This window comes from Fischerella muscicola PCC 7414 (assembly GCF_000317205.1).
GTDB classification, from domain to species: domain Bacteria; phylum Cyanobacteriota; class Cyanobacteriia; order Cyanobacteriales; family Nostocaceae; genus Fischerella; species Fischerella muscicola.
This window is the reverse complement of the sequence record NZ_AJLK01000156.1, coordinates 1-15,073: the sequence shown is the minus strand read 5'-3', so window position 1 is coordinate 15,073 and position 15,073 is coordinate 1. Positions and strand designations below refer to the sequence as shown.

At 41.2% G+C, this 15,073-nt stretch carries 11 protein-coding genes; 6 read left to right on the top strand and 5 right to left on the bottom strand.

Translation table 11 applies throughout. The features are described 5' to 3' along the window. Positions 1 to 463: 463 nt before the first annotated feature. Both UYI_RS0124415 and UYI_RS0124410 read left to right on the top strand, forming a co-directional pair. Positions 464 to 3,349 (top strand): GAF domain-containing sensor histidine kinase, encoded by a 2,886-nt coding sequence (locus tag UYI_RS0124415; RefSeq protein ID WP_016869300.1) that lies wholly within the window; start codon positions 464 to 466, stop codon positions 3,347 to 3,349. 162 nt (positions 3,350 to 3,511) lie between these two features. Continuing rightward, positions 3,512 to 6,412, top strand: a complete 2,901-nt coding sequence (locus UYI_RS0124410) for a methyl-accepting chemotaxis protein (protein WP_016869299.1) — start codon at positions 3,512 to 3,514, stop codon at positions 6,410 to 6,412. 155 nt (positions 6,413 to 6,567) lie between these two features. On the opposite strand, the gene UYI_RS0124405 is transcribed toward UYI_RS0124410, so the two are convergent. Then, entirely contained in the window at positions 6,568 to 7,863 is a 1,296-nt protein-coding gene (locus tag UYI_RS0124405; protein ID WP_016869298.1) for an APC family permease, read from the bottom strand. 580 nt (positions 7,864 to 8,443) lie between these two features. Here UYI_RS0124405 and UYI_RS0124400 point away from each other — a divergent pair. From UYI_RS0124400 to UYI_RS0124390, 3 genes are all read left to right on the top strand, one after another. Then, positions 8,444 to 9,310, top strand: coding sequence for a glycosyltransferase (locus UYI_RS0124400; protein WP_016869297.1), 867 nt, complete (start codon positions 8,444 to 8,446; stop codon positions 9,308 to 9,310). 117 nt (positions 9,311 to 9,427) lie between these two features. Continuing rightward, the gene (locus tag UYI_RS0124395) at positions 9,428 to 10,294 is read left to right on the top strand and encodes a glycosyltransferase (protein ID WP_016869296.1); all 867 of its coding nucleotides are present in this window, start codon (positions 9,428 to 9,430) and stop codon (positions 10,292 to 10,294) included. 157 nt (positions 10,295 to 10,451) lie between these two features. Next, a complete protein-coding gene (locus UYI_RS0124390) occupies positions 10,452 to 11,213 on the top strand; it encodes a PIG-L deacetylase family protein (RefSeq protein ID WP_016869295.1) in 762 nt (253 codons plus the stop codon). Positions 11,214 to 11,273: 60 nt separating this feature from the next. Here the strand turns inward: UYI_RS0124390 and UYI_RS0124385 are convergent, their stop codons facing one another. Continuing rightward, positions 11,274 to 11,558, bottom strand: a complete 285-nt coding sequence (locus UYI_RS0124385; protein ID WP_009456962.1) for a DUF427 domain-containing protein — start codon at positions 11,556 to 11,558, stop codon at positions 11,274 to 11,276. A gap of 149 nt (positions 11,559 to 11,707) precedes the next feature. On the opposite strand from UYI_RS0124385, the gene tsaB reads away from it, so the two are divergent. Further along, positions 11,708 to 12,352, top strand: coding sequence for a tRNA (adenosine(37)-N6)-threonylcarbamoyltransferase complex dimerization subunit type 1 TsaB (gene tsaB / locus UYI_RS0124380; protein ID WP_026086149.1), 645 nt, complete (start codon positions 11,708 to 11,710; stop codon positions 12,350 to 12,352). Between the two features lie 250 nt (positions 12,353 to 12,602). Here tsaB and UYI_RS0124375 read toward each other — a convergent pair whose 3' ends face one another. The 3 genes from UYI_RS0124375 to UYI_RS0124365 form a co-directional block, all read right to left on the bottom strand. Next, on the bottom strand, positions 12,603 to 13,049 hold the full coding sequence (locus tag UYI_RS0124375) for a tellurite resistance TerB family protein (RefSeq protein WP_016869293.1): 447 nt from the start codon (positions 13,047 to 13,049) through the stop codon (positions 12,603 to 12,605). 175 nt (positions 13,050 to 13,224) lie between these two features. After that, entirely contained in the window at positions 13,225 to 13,386 is a 162-nt protein-coding gene (locus tag UYI_RS38150) for a hypothetical protein (protein ID WP_016869292.1), read from the bottom strand. Positions 13,387 to 13,746: 360 nt separating this feature from the next. Beyond that, on the bottom strand, positions 13,747 to 14,664 hold the full coding sequence (locus tag UYI_RS0124365; protein ID WP_016869291.1) for a histone deacetylase family protein: 918 nt from the start codon (positions 14,662 to 14,664) through the stop codon (positions 13,747 to 13,749). Positions 14,665 to 15,073 lie beyond the last annotated feature (409 nt).

Genomic DNA, 15,073 nt, shown 5'->3' with positions numbered 1-15,073 from the left:
GCAAACTATTCCTTTAATACCAGCTGCACTGGAGGATTTTCCTAAGAGCGTACTGCCTCCTCTTGAGCTTGCTTTGAAAAGATGTATAATTAAAACTATTGTCAAGTTATGTGACTGATTCTAAACGTCTGATTTATAAAATCTGTCAGACAATTTTGATTAATGATTATTAAGCATTTTGAGACACTATGTATTTAGTATTTTCATCATCTCGCTAATTAAAACCATATAGCTATTTGTTATGAATCTTAAATATACTTACGTATACAGGAAAAGCTACAAAAAATTATTGACTAAATATCCATAATAAGCATTGAGATTTGAGACTAAGGAACTAGGCGCTGCTGATTATCTGTATGCAACTAAAGCTTTGAGTGGAGTACTACTTTTTTGTCTACTCAGATGTTATTGAAACATCAGCATAGGGAATCTTATGTGTAAGACTGATTGCAACTAGGAACCTATGCTAAGTACAAATGAGACCCAATCCCCCGTAGAATCGCAGCACCGTCAAGATTTGCTACATCGAATCACATTACGGATTCGCCAGTCACTGGAGTTACAGGAAATTCTAGAAACGACTGCGGCAGAAGTGCGATCGCTATTAGAAACAGATCGCGTCAAAATTTATCGATTTCATGCTGATGGTAGTGGTGAGGTGATCGCCGAATCAATTCATGGCGATCGCCTACCTTCACTTTTGGGTTTGAATTTTCCAGCTGATGATATTCCGCCCTATGCGCGCGAACTCTTCATCAAATCGCGTCAGCGTGTTGTTGTCGATATAGTTACCCAAACGACAACAGGCATGGGCTTAATAGAATATCTAAACCAATCCACCACACCAGAACCAGAACAGCAGTTGCGCTATCGTCCTGTTGATCCTTGTCATGTGGAATATTTAACAGCAATGGGGGTGCGCTCATCAGTCGTAGTCCCTATTGTGCATGATCATCGCCTCTGGGGTCTGTTGGTGTCACATCACTCCCAGCAACGTCATGTCAGCGAAGTTGAACTGCAATTTATTCAAGCTGTTACCGATCAAGTTGAAGTGGCGATCGCTCAATCAACTTTGCTGAGCCAAATGCGCGAACAAGCAGAAAGAGAAGCCAAAATCAATCAACTGACCACTGTGTTACACCGCTTGCCAACTGTGCAACTCCAGGCTGCTTTGGAAACAGTGGTGGAAATTTTTCAAGCATCCGGTGGACGACTATATCTCATGTCTCAAACACCTAATCAAGTTGATCAATTTTACGTGTATGGTGAACAGCCCACCGAACTAGTCAACGGTGGTGGACGACAAATTGAACAACATTTGCTCTGGCAACAATATCTGCGATCGCCTGGTCAGGAGATTTGCAAAGTTGCAGCAACTCAAGATTCGGGGCAAGAACTGTGGTCAGCACAGCAGATGCAGTCAATGTACCTGTCTGGGAGTGAACGCCCCAATCCTAACTGCTGGGCAATTAACGACATTTACCAAGAATCCATCTTTCGCACGATTGTCACTTCCTTTGCGTCCACCCAAGTCCGAGGTTTGTTGATTGTCCCCTTACGCTATGGTAAGCAAGCGATTGGCTGTCTGACTATTTTCCGCAATGAAATTGCAACAGAAAGGTTATGGGCAGGGCGTTGTGACAACGACACCCGGCAAATCATAGCGCAAATCTCATTTGAGACTTGGCGAGAACTCAGGCGTGGACAAGCAAAACCCTGGACTGAAAATGAGAAGAAACTCGCTGAGGTGATTGCGGGCCATTTAGTCATGGCAGTACAGCAATATCGCCTATATAGCCAAGTGCAATCGCTCAATGCTAATCTGGAACGACAGGTAGAAGAACGCACAGCAGAACTACAACATCTGTTAGAACAACAACAAGCTCTTTCCAACGGAATTGCTAAAATTCGCGCTTCGCTCAAACTAGGTGAAATTTTCCAAACTGCGACCGAAGAAGTGTATCGGCTGTTGCAAGTTGATCGTGTAGTGATCTATCAGTTCAATCCAGACTGGAGTGGTGGCTTTGTTGCCGAGGCTGTTGGAGAGAATTGGACTAGCCTCCGGCAAGTCCAAACCACTAATAAACATATCCAAACTTACATATCACGAAGCGATCGCTGTATTGTCAGTAGCTTTATAGATGCGCCTGTCCCCAACATTGACATCTATCTCCAGGAAACCCAAGGAGGAGATTTTAGCCAAAGTCGTGCAGTCAAACGGGTTGATGATGTTGATGCTATGAACTTTCCAGACTGCTATCGAGCAGTGCTGCAACAATTCCAGTGCCGAGCGTACGTAATTGTTCCCATTTTCCAAGCAGAGAATTTATGGGGATTACTGGCAGTTTACCAAAATTCTGGCCCTCGCCAATGGAAAGATATAGACATTGCTTTAGTGATGCAAACCTCAGATCAATTAGGGGTTGCTATTCAACAAGCAGAACTCTTGGAACAAACTCAATCACGAACTCAGCAGTTAACTAAAACCCTAGAAGACCTAAAACAGACCCAAACCCAACTGGTGCAAACTGAAAAAATGTCTAGTCTCGGACAATTGGTGGCTGGTGTTGCCCATGAGATCAATAATCCCATCAGCTTTATTTATGGCAATGTTATCCATGCTACAGAGTATATCCAGCAATTACTAGAGGTGATTCGTCTTTATCAACAACGCTATCCAGAACCAGACGCAGAATTACGCACTTACCTGAAAAAGATTGACCTAGATTTTATTACAGAAGATTTACCTAATTTACTGTCATCTATGCAAATTGGTACTGAACGAATTCAGGAAATTGTCCAATCTTTGCGTACATTCTCGCGGCTTGATGAAGCTGAGTTCAAATCCGTGGACATTCATGCAGGTATTGACAGCACACTAATGATTTTAAGCCACCGCCTCAAAGCACAACCAGATCGACAGGCAATCCAAATCATTAAAGATTACGGTCAATTGCCTTTGGTTGATTGCTATCCAGGTCAGTTGAATCAAGTATTTATGAATCTTCTGTCTAATGCAATTGATGCTTTAGAAGAACAAAGCAACCAAAGATCGTCCGAACACAATTACACCAGTCAAATCAAAATTAGTACCCGTGTGATTGCCGAACAACAGGTTCGGATTTGCATTGCTGACAACGGTATTGGCATGAGTGAAGATGTGCGATCGCGTCTATTTAACCCTTTCTTCACAACAAAACCCATCGGTAAAGGTACGGGTTTGGGCTTATCTATTAGCTACCAAATCATCACCGATGGTCATAAGGGTACACTCTCCTGCCAATCTACTCTAGGGCAAGGTACAGAATTTGCGATCGATATTCCAATTCGCCACTGTTCTAAACAGTGAAAAAGCACTAGGCGACGGTCAGCCGGACGCCTAGTGCAACAACCAACGCAAAGCAGGTGTACGCCGTAACTCTAATCACAGCGCAGAAAAGACAATTAATCAAAATGTAGCCATTGTTGTGACATATTAATGTAGTGATAGTTTACTTGAGAAACACGAGCGATGCTGAAAATTGATCACAGTAATTACCAACATATTTTTAAAACCAGACAAACAAATGCAACAGCTACCCCAAGAGTAAAAAAATCCTTATGGCACCGATTTGTAAGTCTGCCAGTCAGCAGTAAGAATTTGACAGTTTTAATTTTGTCTCAGTTCAGTCTGATTGTGGGGTTGGGTATTAGCTCGACTGTAATAATTAATCGCAGTTTTCAAAGCCAATCACTTAAACAGGCAATGTCAGAACTCAGTATTGCAGATTTAAATTATCATCTCAAATTAAATCAAGTCAACTTTAATTTGCGCAGTCAGGCAAATAATCCTGCTATCATTAATGCGGCTAAACCTAATTTATTAGACAATCAGTTTAATCAGTCTAAACAAAATCACAACGCCAGAGTTAGACAAATTCTCAAAAATGAAGCTGAGAATTTAAATGTTGAATATCTGGCCCTAGTTAGTGTGGATAGACGGATAATTGCTCATAGCAACTCTAATCATCAAGGGAATGTTTTTGATCCCCAAGGCTTAGTCAGTCAGGTATTAAAAAATACTCGACAAATTCAAGCTCACGCTGTAATTAACTCCTCAGAATTAAGTCAACAAGTGCCTTTGAACAGCAGTGATTTATCTAATCAAGATGCTCTGATTAATTACACTTTAACTCCTGTAAAATCCCGAGAAAATAATCAAGTTATTGGAGTTTTAGTGGCTGGGGATATAGTGAACGAAAACGAAGACAACGCACAGCCAACCCAAGAAGCAACAGATAATGGTTATAGTGCAGTTTACATGAATAAAGGAGCAGGGGAATTTGTTCTCGCTACAACCCTGGCTAAAAGTGATGAAACAGACATAACTAAAGCTACACCAAATCTAGATTTACCTGAGAAATCAATACTTGCACAAGCAGCAGTACATTCAGGTGAAATTGTAACTGGTGAAATAACTATTGATCAACAACCTTACGCGATCGCAGCAAAAGCAATTCCCAACATCACTGTTACCACAGCTAAAGGAAATACCCCTGTAGTTACGGGTCAGCCTGTGGCTATTTTAGTGCAGATTACAAAAGAAACTGAACTGCAAACTTTACTTCGACAAAATCGATTGCACTACGCCCTAGCAGCAGTTTTGGCTTTAATTGTGATTGGAATTTGGACGTATATATTTAAGCGGACTACTGTTCAACAAATAGAAAAACTCAAAGACGCAATCCAAAAATTTACTCATGGCGATCACTTGGCTAGAGTCAGGATTTACACAAACGACGAAGTAGGGCAATTAGCTGTAGCTTTTAATCAAATGGCAGAAACAATTACTCAAAAAGCTTACCAGCAAGAAAATGAAGGCAAGATTGCTAAACAAGTCAATAGTATCAATTTGCGGATTCGCGGATTGCTCAACACTGCCCAAATTTTGAACGTAGCAGTCACAACCATGCGAGAAGTCATCAAAGTAGATAGAGTCGTTGTCTACCGCTTTGATGAAAATTGGGTAGGAACAATCGTCGCTGAGTGCGTTGATGATGAATGGCCAAGCGCTTTGGGTGCAGAGATTGCAGATCCTTGTTTTGCAAAAGACTACATTGACAAATATCAAAAAGGTCGTGTCCAAGCAATAGAAAATATTTATGAAGTAGGTTTAACCGAATGTCACATTGCTCAACTAGAAGCCTTTGCAGTCAAAGCAAATTTAGTCGCACCGATTTTGCTCAACAATAAGCTATATGGTTTACTGATAGCTCATCAGTGTTCTAGTCCCCGCCAATGGCAAGAATCAGAAATCGATTTGTTTAAGCAAGTAGCAATTCCCATTGGTTATGCATTAGAACAAGCATACGTGTTGGAACACTCCGAAAAAGCCCGTTCACGTGCAGAATTACTCGCAATCGAACAAAGCCAACAAAAAGAAGCATTGCAACAGCAAATCATTAAACTACTGCGAGAAGTCGAAGGCGCGTCCAAAGGTGATTTAACGGTGTATGCAGAAGTTACCCACGGGGAAATTGGTACAGTTGCAGACTTCTTCAACTGCATAGTTGAGAACCTCAGAGAAATAGTCACCAAAGTAAAAACATCGGCAATTCAGGTGAATACAGCCCTTGGAAAAAACGAAAGTGCAATTCGCCAACTCGCTAAAGAAGCCATCAAACAAGCAGTGGAAATTAACCGTACCCTCGATAGTGTCGAACGCATGACACTTTCCATTGCAGATGTAGCAAATAATGCTCAAAAAGCCGCTCAAATTGCTCATACAGCTTCTCGTACTGCTCAAAAAGGCGAGATAGCAATGGATTTGACAGTAGAAAAAATCTCTAACTTGCACTCCACAATTGACGACACAACCAAAAAAGTCAAACGTCTTGGCGATTCTTCCCAACAAATTTCTCGAATTGTCTCTTTAATTAACGAAATTGCTGTGCAAACCAACTTGCTAGCAGTCAACGCTGGGCTAGAAGCGTCTAGGGCTGGTGAAAGCAGCCGGGGTTTTGCGGTGGTTGCAACAGAAGTGGGTGAATTAGCAGCCCGTTGTTCTGACGCCACTCAAGAAATTAAGCAGATTGTCGAAAATATTCAACGAGAAACTAACGAAGTGATCAAAGCAATGGAACAGGGAACTACCCAGGTAGTCGAAGGTTCTCGCATCGTAGAAGATGCTAAAATCTCCCTCAATCAAATTCTGACAGTCTCTCGTGAAATTGATGAGTTAGTCCAATCAATTTCCCAAGCGACAGTTTCTCAAGTAGAAACATCCCAAGCAGTGACTAAATTAATCACAGAAATTTCTCAAGTGTCAGAAATTACTAGCGAATCCTCACGTAGTATTTCTCAATCATTGCAGGAAACCGTAGGAATTTCTCGGGAATTAGAAGCAACTGTGGAGAAATTTAAAGTGAAGTGATGGGATTGGGGATTGGGGTGATGGGGAACTCACCGGTCCCCTCTGGGGATTAGGGGCGGTGGGGTGATGGGGAGGTGGGGAGTGTGGGGAGTATGAGGGGTAGTAACAACCACCGCACTGGTTCACAGCTTGCGCGTCTACGCCCCTACTAACTACTAACCCATTACCCTTTCCCCTTGTCTTACCTTGTGCCAAATTAATCCAGCAACAATCAATCCTAAACCTACTTGCCAGATGGAGGATTCTACCCAAAATGCTAAGAACAGGCAAGATAAAAGACCCAGAACAGCTATCCATCTAGGATATAGTCGTTCTTGGGAACTCAGTTTTAAAGCGGCCAAGTTAGTAATTGCGTAGTAAATCAGGACGCTAAAAGCACTAAAAGACCATGTGGTCTTAACATTCCCAACTAAAACAAGTAGAGCGATCGCTACTCCCACTACTATTACAGCCCAATAGGGAGTAGTTTGTTGTTGGTTCAAACGTGCTAAAAATCTGGGGGCGTCGTGGCGACGTCCCATCGCTAGCAATACACGGGATAACCCCAGAATCAAGTTCAGCAGTACACCCAACATCGCTGTCACTGCCCCAATGGCTAGCACCAACGCACCGCCGACACCAGTTACATCCCGGGCTACCACCTCTAATGGCGCAGCCTTTGTCTGCTGGATAGCACCAGCTAAAACATCTACCCCCACAGCCCCAATCGTAACTGTCGCCACTGCTATGTAAAGCAGCATTGTCACCGCAAGACAAACTATCATCGCTTTAGGAATAGTCTGTCTTGGCGATCGCGCTTCTTCTCCCAGGGTAGCAATGCGACCATAGCCAGTATAGGCAACAAACATCAGGGCGCTAGCATGGAGAACATCAGCTAGCGAACCTGTAAAAAAAGGTGTAAAGTTCTCACTTCCTCCTTGAATAGCACCGGGAAGACAAGCCACAATCAAAAACCCTAAAGATAAAAGGGTGACGCATACAATCGCGATATTGGCAAAATTTGAGCGGCGGATACCATTTAAGACAATCAGTGTCATGACCACCACAGCCAAAAAAGCTGTCGGAACCACCCAGCCAGAATTTACACCCAAAATATTTAATAAGTAGGCAGCAAAACCTAAAGCAGCAGTAGCAGCAGAGGCTGTCTTTGCCACCAAAAACATCCAGCCAGCCGTAAAACCGAAGCTAGGAGTCAGATATTTATAACCATATTCATAACTACCACCACTCAGGGGGTGATTTGCTGCTAGTTGGGCGCTGCTGAGTCCATTAAAAATGGCGACAATCGCCCCAATTGCCACAGCTAAAATCACCGCAGGGCCAGCTATTCCAGCCGCAATTCCAATACTAACAAATACACCAGTACCAATAATGGAACCTAGTCCCATGAGAGTAGCGCCAAACACCCCTAACTCTCGTTTCAATTGTGGCTGTGAATTGCCTACAGACATGCTTTTTCGTATCCCCTTGTCTAGATTAGGCCACTACAGGAACGTTAGCAGATATTTCTATTATTCGATATTTTCGTTTGCTCAAATCTTGCACCTACCCGACCACCAGAGAATGAATTCTCAACCCTAATAGCATACGTCCGTTTCAACAGACTAAAATCTTGTTGCAGTCAGATGAATCTGACTTTAGCTATGAGCCAAGAAATTTATTTCTTGGCGCTCTGAAAAGCTGGTGCAAGATCTAAGTTCGATGTTAGATCATCCTTCTTAGGAGATAAATTTCTATCTCTACTTAACTATCTCTACTTCAGAATAGGAATACTTAAAATTAACTTAACACTTGCTTCAAAAACAGCAGAAAAAGTAACAAGGTTATTCTTGAATGTATAAAATTTTGATGTTGATTATATAAGATTACTTATCTAAATAACTTAATTTACTAGTTCTTGATATTCAATTAGTTTTTTATAGAATTCGTAAAATTTGTCTAATATAACGATCTATTCTGGCTTCCTCAGAAGTAATTACTTATATATATATTTGAAACTGTTGTTATTTCCTGACATTTTGTTTATTAACCATGAAAATAAGCATTATTATACCGTGTTTAAATGCAGCAGAGACTATAGGTGTTCAACTGGAAGCACTTGCAACTCAAGAATGGTTACAGCCGTGGGAAGTGATCATTGCTGAGAATGGTTCCACTGACAATACGGTCTCAATAATCAAAGAATATCAAACACGTTTACGTAATCTCCGCATCATTGATGCATCTGACCGCAAAGGAGCTGCTCATGCTCGCAATTTAGCAGCCAAAGTTGCCAATGGTGAATCATTAGTATTTATTGATGCTGATGATGAAGTTGCACCTGGATGGTTAGCAGCGATGGGTGAAGCACTTGCCAAATGTGATTTCGTCGCTGGGAAACACGAACACAAAAAACTGAATCATCTTCAAGTCGTAAAATGGCATCAGCTGGAAGAAGATAGTGGAGGAATTGTAGAAGGTCAATACTTACCCTTTGCTGGTGGTGGTAATTTAGGAATTAAGCGTTCGCTCCACAATACAATCAATGGCTTTGATGAAACGCTACTGCAATTAGAAGATGTGGACTACTGTTGGAGAGCGCAACAAGCAGGTGCAAAACTTCATTACACACCAGAAGCGATCGCTCATATCCGGCTACGCACTAACTTAAAAGGACTCTATAAAAGAGCTTGGATTATGGGTACTTGTGAGGCATTGCTATATAAAAAGCATAGAAGATCGGGTATGCCACAATTAATGCCTTGGAAAGTTTTTGTGAAAACTCCAGTCATTTTGATTTTGCAACTTTTGTCTCTACAAATCCGTAATAGAGAAAGTTTCGCTAGATGGTTAATGAGTTTTGCTTGGCGGGGAGGACAACTACGTGGTTGTATTAAGTATGGATATCTACCAATATAGGCATTTTTAAAGCCTCCTTATTTTGCTAGGAATGTAGGTAGGCATGAATAAATATCAACTAGCTTTAGGTAGATTTTTATCTATTAAGATGTCAATTGAAGAGACCACTACGTTATGATGAAAGTAAGCGTAATTATACCGTGTTTGAATGCAGCAGAGACTATAGGTGTGCAACTGGAAGCACTAGCAAATCAACAATGGTCACAGCCGTGGGAAGTGATCATTGCTGATAATGGTTCCACTGACAATACAGCATCCATAGTAGAACAATATCAAACACGCATAGCCAATCTCCGTATTGTCGATGCATCTGACCGCAAAGGTGCGTCACATGCTCGTAATATTGGTGCAAAAGCTGCCCAAGGAGAGTCACTATTATTTGTTGATGCTGATGATGAGGTTGCACCTGGATGGTTAGCAGCCATGGGGGAAGCACTTGCAAAAAACGACTTTGTTACTGGTCATAATGATTACAACAAGCTAAGTGATACTTGGGTAGTAAAGTGTTATCAACTGGAAAATGGTACTGGGATCATGGAAAACACCTACTACCTGCCGTTTGCAGGTAGCGGCAATTTGGGTATCAAACGTGCCATTCATGAAAAAATTGGTGGTTTTGATGAAGCCTTATACCAAAGCGAAGATGTAGATTATTGCTGGAGAGCTTACTATGTAGGAACTAAACTTCACTACGTCCCGGATGCGATCGCTTATATCCGCTTACGTGGTAATTTAGCTAGTATATATCGTCGCAGTTGGGCTGTAGGTAAAGGCGTAATTTTAGTGTATAAAAAACACCGACCACTTGGTATGCCTCAAATGGTGTCATGGAAAACTTTTTTAAAAACCTCATTCACCTTGACCATACAAATTCTACTTTTGCAAATCCGTGACAAAGAAAGTTTAGCTAAATGGTTAATGAGTTTGGCTTGGCGGGGAGGGCAATTGTGGGGTTGTATTAAGTATCAATATTTACCAATCTAGATCTCCCTCAAATTTCAATATTATAAACAGAATTTTAATTATCCCTAGCTGTGTTGCGAAAACTTTGAATAGACTTCAAATTCAATGAGTAGAGGTTTAGGTATACTAAATCTCTACTGTATCTTCCTGAAAACTAATCTTTTACTTAATCTGTATTATGTACCTACAAAAAATTTCTTTTCTACAAGGAAAGCTATCAAATATATTGCAATTTATTCAAGCAGAAATATTATTTGATTGGATTTTACCTCAAAAAAGTCAACCGTTAACAGTAACTCAAAAATCAACATTGGTGTTTTCTCCCCACCAAGATGATGAAACTTTAGGCTGTGGTGGCTTAATAGCTCTTAAACGTGAACTTGGAGTTCCGGTTAAAGTTGTTTTTATCACCGATGGGCATAAATCATACTTAGACATTAAACCCGAGGATATAGTTCAAGTCCGCAAGCAAGAAGCCCAAGAAGCATTAAATATATTGGGTGTCGCATCATCAGACATATACTTTATCGACCAACCCGATGGTGAATTACGGCAAATATCTGATGAGCAGCAACTGCATACTATTAATCAGTTAGTGCAAATATTGCAGTCCTTTCAACCAGAGGAAATCTATGTTCCTCATCAAAAAGATAAACACCCAGACCATGAGGCTACTTATGATTTGGTAAAAGATGCACTCAACAAGTCTGGAATCAAAGCTCAACTTTTTCAATATACAGTTTGGTTATTTTGGGGAATGCCACTGCTGCTTTTTCGGCTAAATTTAGAAAAGCTCGGTCAGTCTTATGTGGTATCTATCAAATCTGTACTAGAAAAAAAACAACGAGCTTTCCAAGTTTATCGTTCTCAACATCACATCTTTGCTCGTAGCTTTATTGGGCGATTTTTTAAACCTACTGAAATATTTTTTAAAAGTTAATTTTACAAATCAAGAATAAATTCGATGACACCAACTTAAGTAGCTGGTGTCATTATTATACTAAGATTCGACTTTCACACCCCGCCAGAAAGCAACATAACCCTCAATCTGTTTTGCTTTCTCTTTAGTAGTGGGATAGTACCAAGCTGCATCTTTATTAACTTGTCCATCAACTTCAACGCTGTAGTAACTAGCAACACCTTTCCAAGGACAAGTGGTATGAGTGTCACTCTCTTTGAAGTACTCTTTATTAATCGAGTCAGGGGGAAAGTAATGGTTGCCTTCCACAACAACAGTATCATTACTTTCAGCTAGAACAGCACCATTCCAAATTGCTTTTGGCATAACTAAAGAACGCAAATAAACTTTACATATATAATTATGCTTTTTGTTGTCGGTGCCTGGGAAACTTGTTTCGTCGGGACTGCCTTCTGCCTGATTTTCAGATTAGAATAAATCAGTCATTTCTAGCAAAATTGGTATTTAAATCAGCTTTGTCTACTGAATTGGAACATCTCGACTCCCAAAAATATGGGTTAGCACTGCACTCCACAACTCCTGAATTGGGTTTGGCAATCAGTAACTTTGCTGGAGATGCACGTTCTGGTATCTGGAATTTAGAGCGTGAATTATCCAGTCTCATGCATCAACACTTAATACAATTTATCCAACCCCAAACTTGGGGAGACTTGGCTTTTATTGCTGTAGCTAGAGGGCCGGGTGGTTTTACTGGAACTCGTATTGGAGTAGTTGCTGCTAGGACTTTAGGACAACAGTTAAATATTCCTGTATTTGCTATCTCCACATTGGCGGCGGTAGCTTTCTCACAAGCAAGCACAAGTGTGATTGCTGTGCAAATGCCAGCACAAAGGGGTCAAATTTTTGCTGCTATCTATCAACCTGCACTTGATGGTTTAGGATTAAAAGCCTTGGTACCAGATACTGTATTGACACCAGAGGCATGGCAGAAAAAGTTAGAATCCTGGAATAGCGATGTTCAGCTGATTGAAGCAAAATCAGAATTAGCTGCAACAGTGACAAGTATTTTGCAGCTAGCGTATTTAGACTGGCAAACAGGAAAGCGTCTCCATTGGTCAGAAGCACTTCCTTTTTATGGTCAGCATCCTGTTGATGTGTAGGTAAAGGTAAGATGAGTTATTTCGAGCGATCGCTCAAAAACACTCTCAAAACTGAGATTAATGAATAATACCAATTTTTAAAAGAGTACCAGACGTGCCATGGCACGTCTGGTACAACACATGGTTCACAGTAAGCACGCTTTGTGCTTACTACTAGACAAGAACATTTGTAGTCATTTTTTGGAGAAACCGTAGAAATCGTTCGCATCCCCTGTTCTGTTATTGAGACAATGATGTTGGATGGCTGAAATTATCCCCTGTTTTTAATCAACATCACTTGTACTATTTGTGTGGCGATATCACAGGAGATGCCCAAAGCTTGATATAAATCATTCAAAAAGTCTCGTTCTTCCTGAGAAACAACTCCATCGGCTAATACTAAATCTGTTGCTACAGCAAAAGCCGCTTCCCGCAAATCATCTGGTAAAGACTCCTTTGCAGCATTAAACAAAACATCAATACCCTCACGCCTCAGAATTCCCAGAAGTTTGTCAAACATTCTGATAATGACATCGTTGGAATAACTTCTGAAAAGTCTCATTCGAGACAGGGTAGATGAGATAGCACGCGCCTCCTCTTCAGAAAGATAACCGTCTGAGGCTGTTGCTGCCAGAGTAATGGCGGCAAATGCTTCTGCTGGACTGAATGCGTCTTGAATTTGGCTTTGTGTGCCGAACATTTTGTCGAATAAACCCATTGTAGTTTGCTCCTTTGCTCTGGTCTCAAGCTCAGTATATTTACGGCTACTTTGTCAGTTTTTTTGTAGCTAATGAGACTTGCTGAGACTCTTGCCCTTAGTGTTCCCAGGATTTTTGTCTTGCGAACACGACACTCAATGGTTTTCGACAATTAGTTAAATTTTTAGCTTGTGGTTAGCGAAACTGCTTGGGGGAGATTTGGCGATCGCCTGTTTTTTCTATTGTTTCAATTACTGCCAAACCAATACCAGAAGCTGTAATTAGCAGAGCTACTGATATTAAAAAGGCATTTACAAGCATGTGGAGGGCTTCGTCGAAGAAAATGTAGGTGGTCATAGCTTTGCTCTGTTTAACTCTGTTGTGCTAGTACTATTTGTTCTTTCACACCCTGATCGCTGATTTTCGGTCTTTAAAGTACCAGCATATGCATCTTAACAAAACTTTAGGTCTTTAGCGAGATGCCTAACTATTTTTCTTTTGAAAGATTTGAATAAACTTTGCCAATCTTTTATGAAGCCATACAGTTGAGAGTAAGTAAATGTAAAAAATACATTCAACAAATTTACTTAAACTGTTTTTGTAATTATTTGTTGAACCAAGAATTTTCCCTGCCAAATTTAACAACAAAGTTCACAATCAAGGACTAAAATTTCTCTTCCCTTACACCCCTACACCCTTACACCTCCACACCCATTTTCAAACTAGACATTGACTGATAGTTGCTACCACAGATTGAGAAAGTGCTAGCAAATCATAGCCACCTTCTAACCCAAATAAAATCCGCCGAGTTATGCCCAAACAATAGTTGGTAAAAATACCGTAATCTTGAGGTTGCAGATTAATCATTGCTAGTGGATCAGCAGCATTAGCATCATAACCAGCACTAACAATCAATAAATCTGGTTGAAAGTCTGACACAAAGGGTACAACCTTTTTGGTAAAAATAGGTTCATATACTCCAATATCGTTACCTGGTGGTATGGGTACATTGAGAACATTTTTATGAAAACCTCTTTCTGTGGCTTTACCAGTACCTGGGTAGCAGGGATATTGATGCAGCGAACAATAAGCAATTTGGGGGTTCATCTCCACAATTGCTTGTGTCCCATTACCGTGATGCACATCCCAATCTAAGATAGCGACGCGGTTAATATCTGGTTTTTTCAGGGCATAGAAAGCAGCGATCGCCGCATTCGCAAATAAACAAAACCCCATCCCGTAATCTCTTTCAGCATGGTGTCCTGGTGGGCGTGCTAAAACAAAAGCAGGTTCACCAGATTCTATGACAACATCTACGCCATCCAACCAAGCACTCACTGCCAGTAATGCTACATCGTAACTGCGGGGAGAAACAGCTGTGTCTGTATCCAAATAACCACCGCCACCAGAGGCTAATTCTTGGACTGTTTTAATATAACTTGGGCTGTGTGCCTCCTCCATTAGCGATATTAAAGGACGCTTTGCCACTGGTGTAGGCGATCGCCATTCAATCTGGGAAGCAAACGGTGCAGCTTTCAGGGCGCTAGTGATAGCACTCAAGCGTTCTGGTTTCTCAGGATGGAGATACCCAGTTTTGTGATCCAGAAATTCATCAGAGTAGATAACTGTAAACATAGCCCAAGCAAGATTGGCAACGGGATACTGATTGAAATTGTATCTTCCCTAATCTTCTGTGAAACTGATGATTTCGTGACTTGGGTTATCAGGCATTTCTAGCACAACTGAATAAAGTGACATCCTCCCACCACTGACTCGGGGTACCGAGTACAGTGGGGGCTTCCAAGAATCACTTCCTGGGTTTTCCTGCTTCATTGGTCGCGAGACTTGCGTCCCCGGACAGCGATACCTCCACAGGCAGCTTGACCGTGAGTTCCACGGCTGCAATACCTCTAAGGGGAATTGAATGAAAACACAATTTGAGCACGCAGTAAGAAAACTAGCAAGGACTGTTGCCGTCCCCGATAAGGGGAATTGAATGAAAACTACTTGCTTTGCTTGGAAAGGCCGCTCTCTCCGATATTTT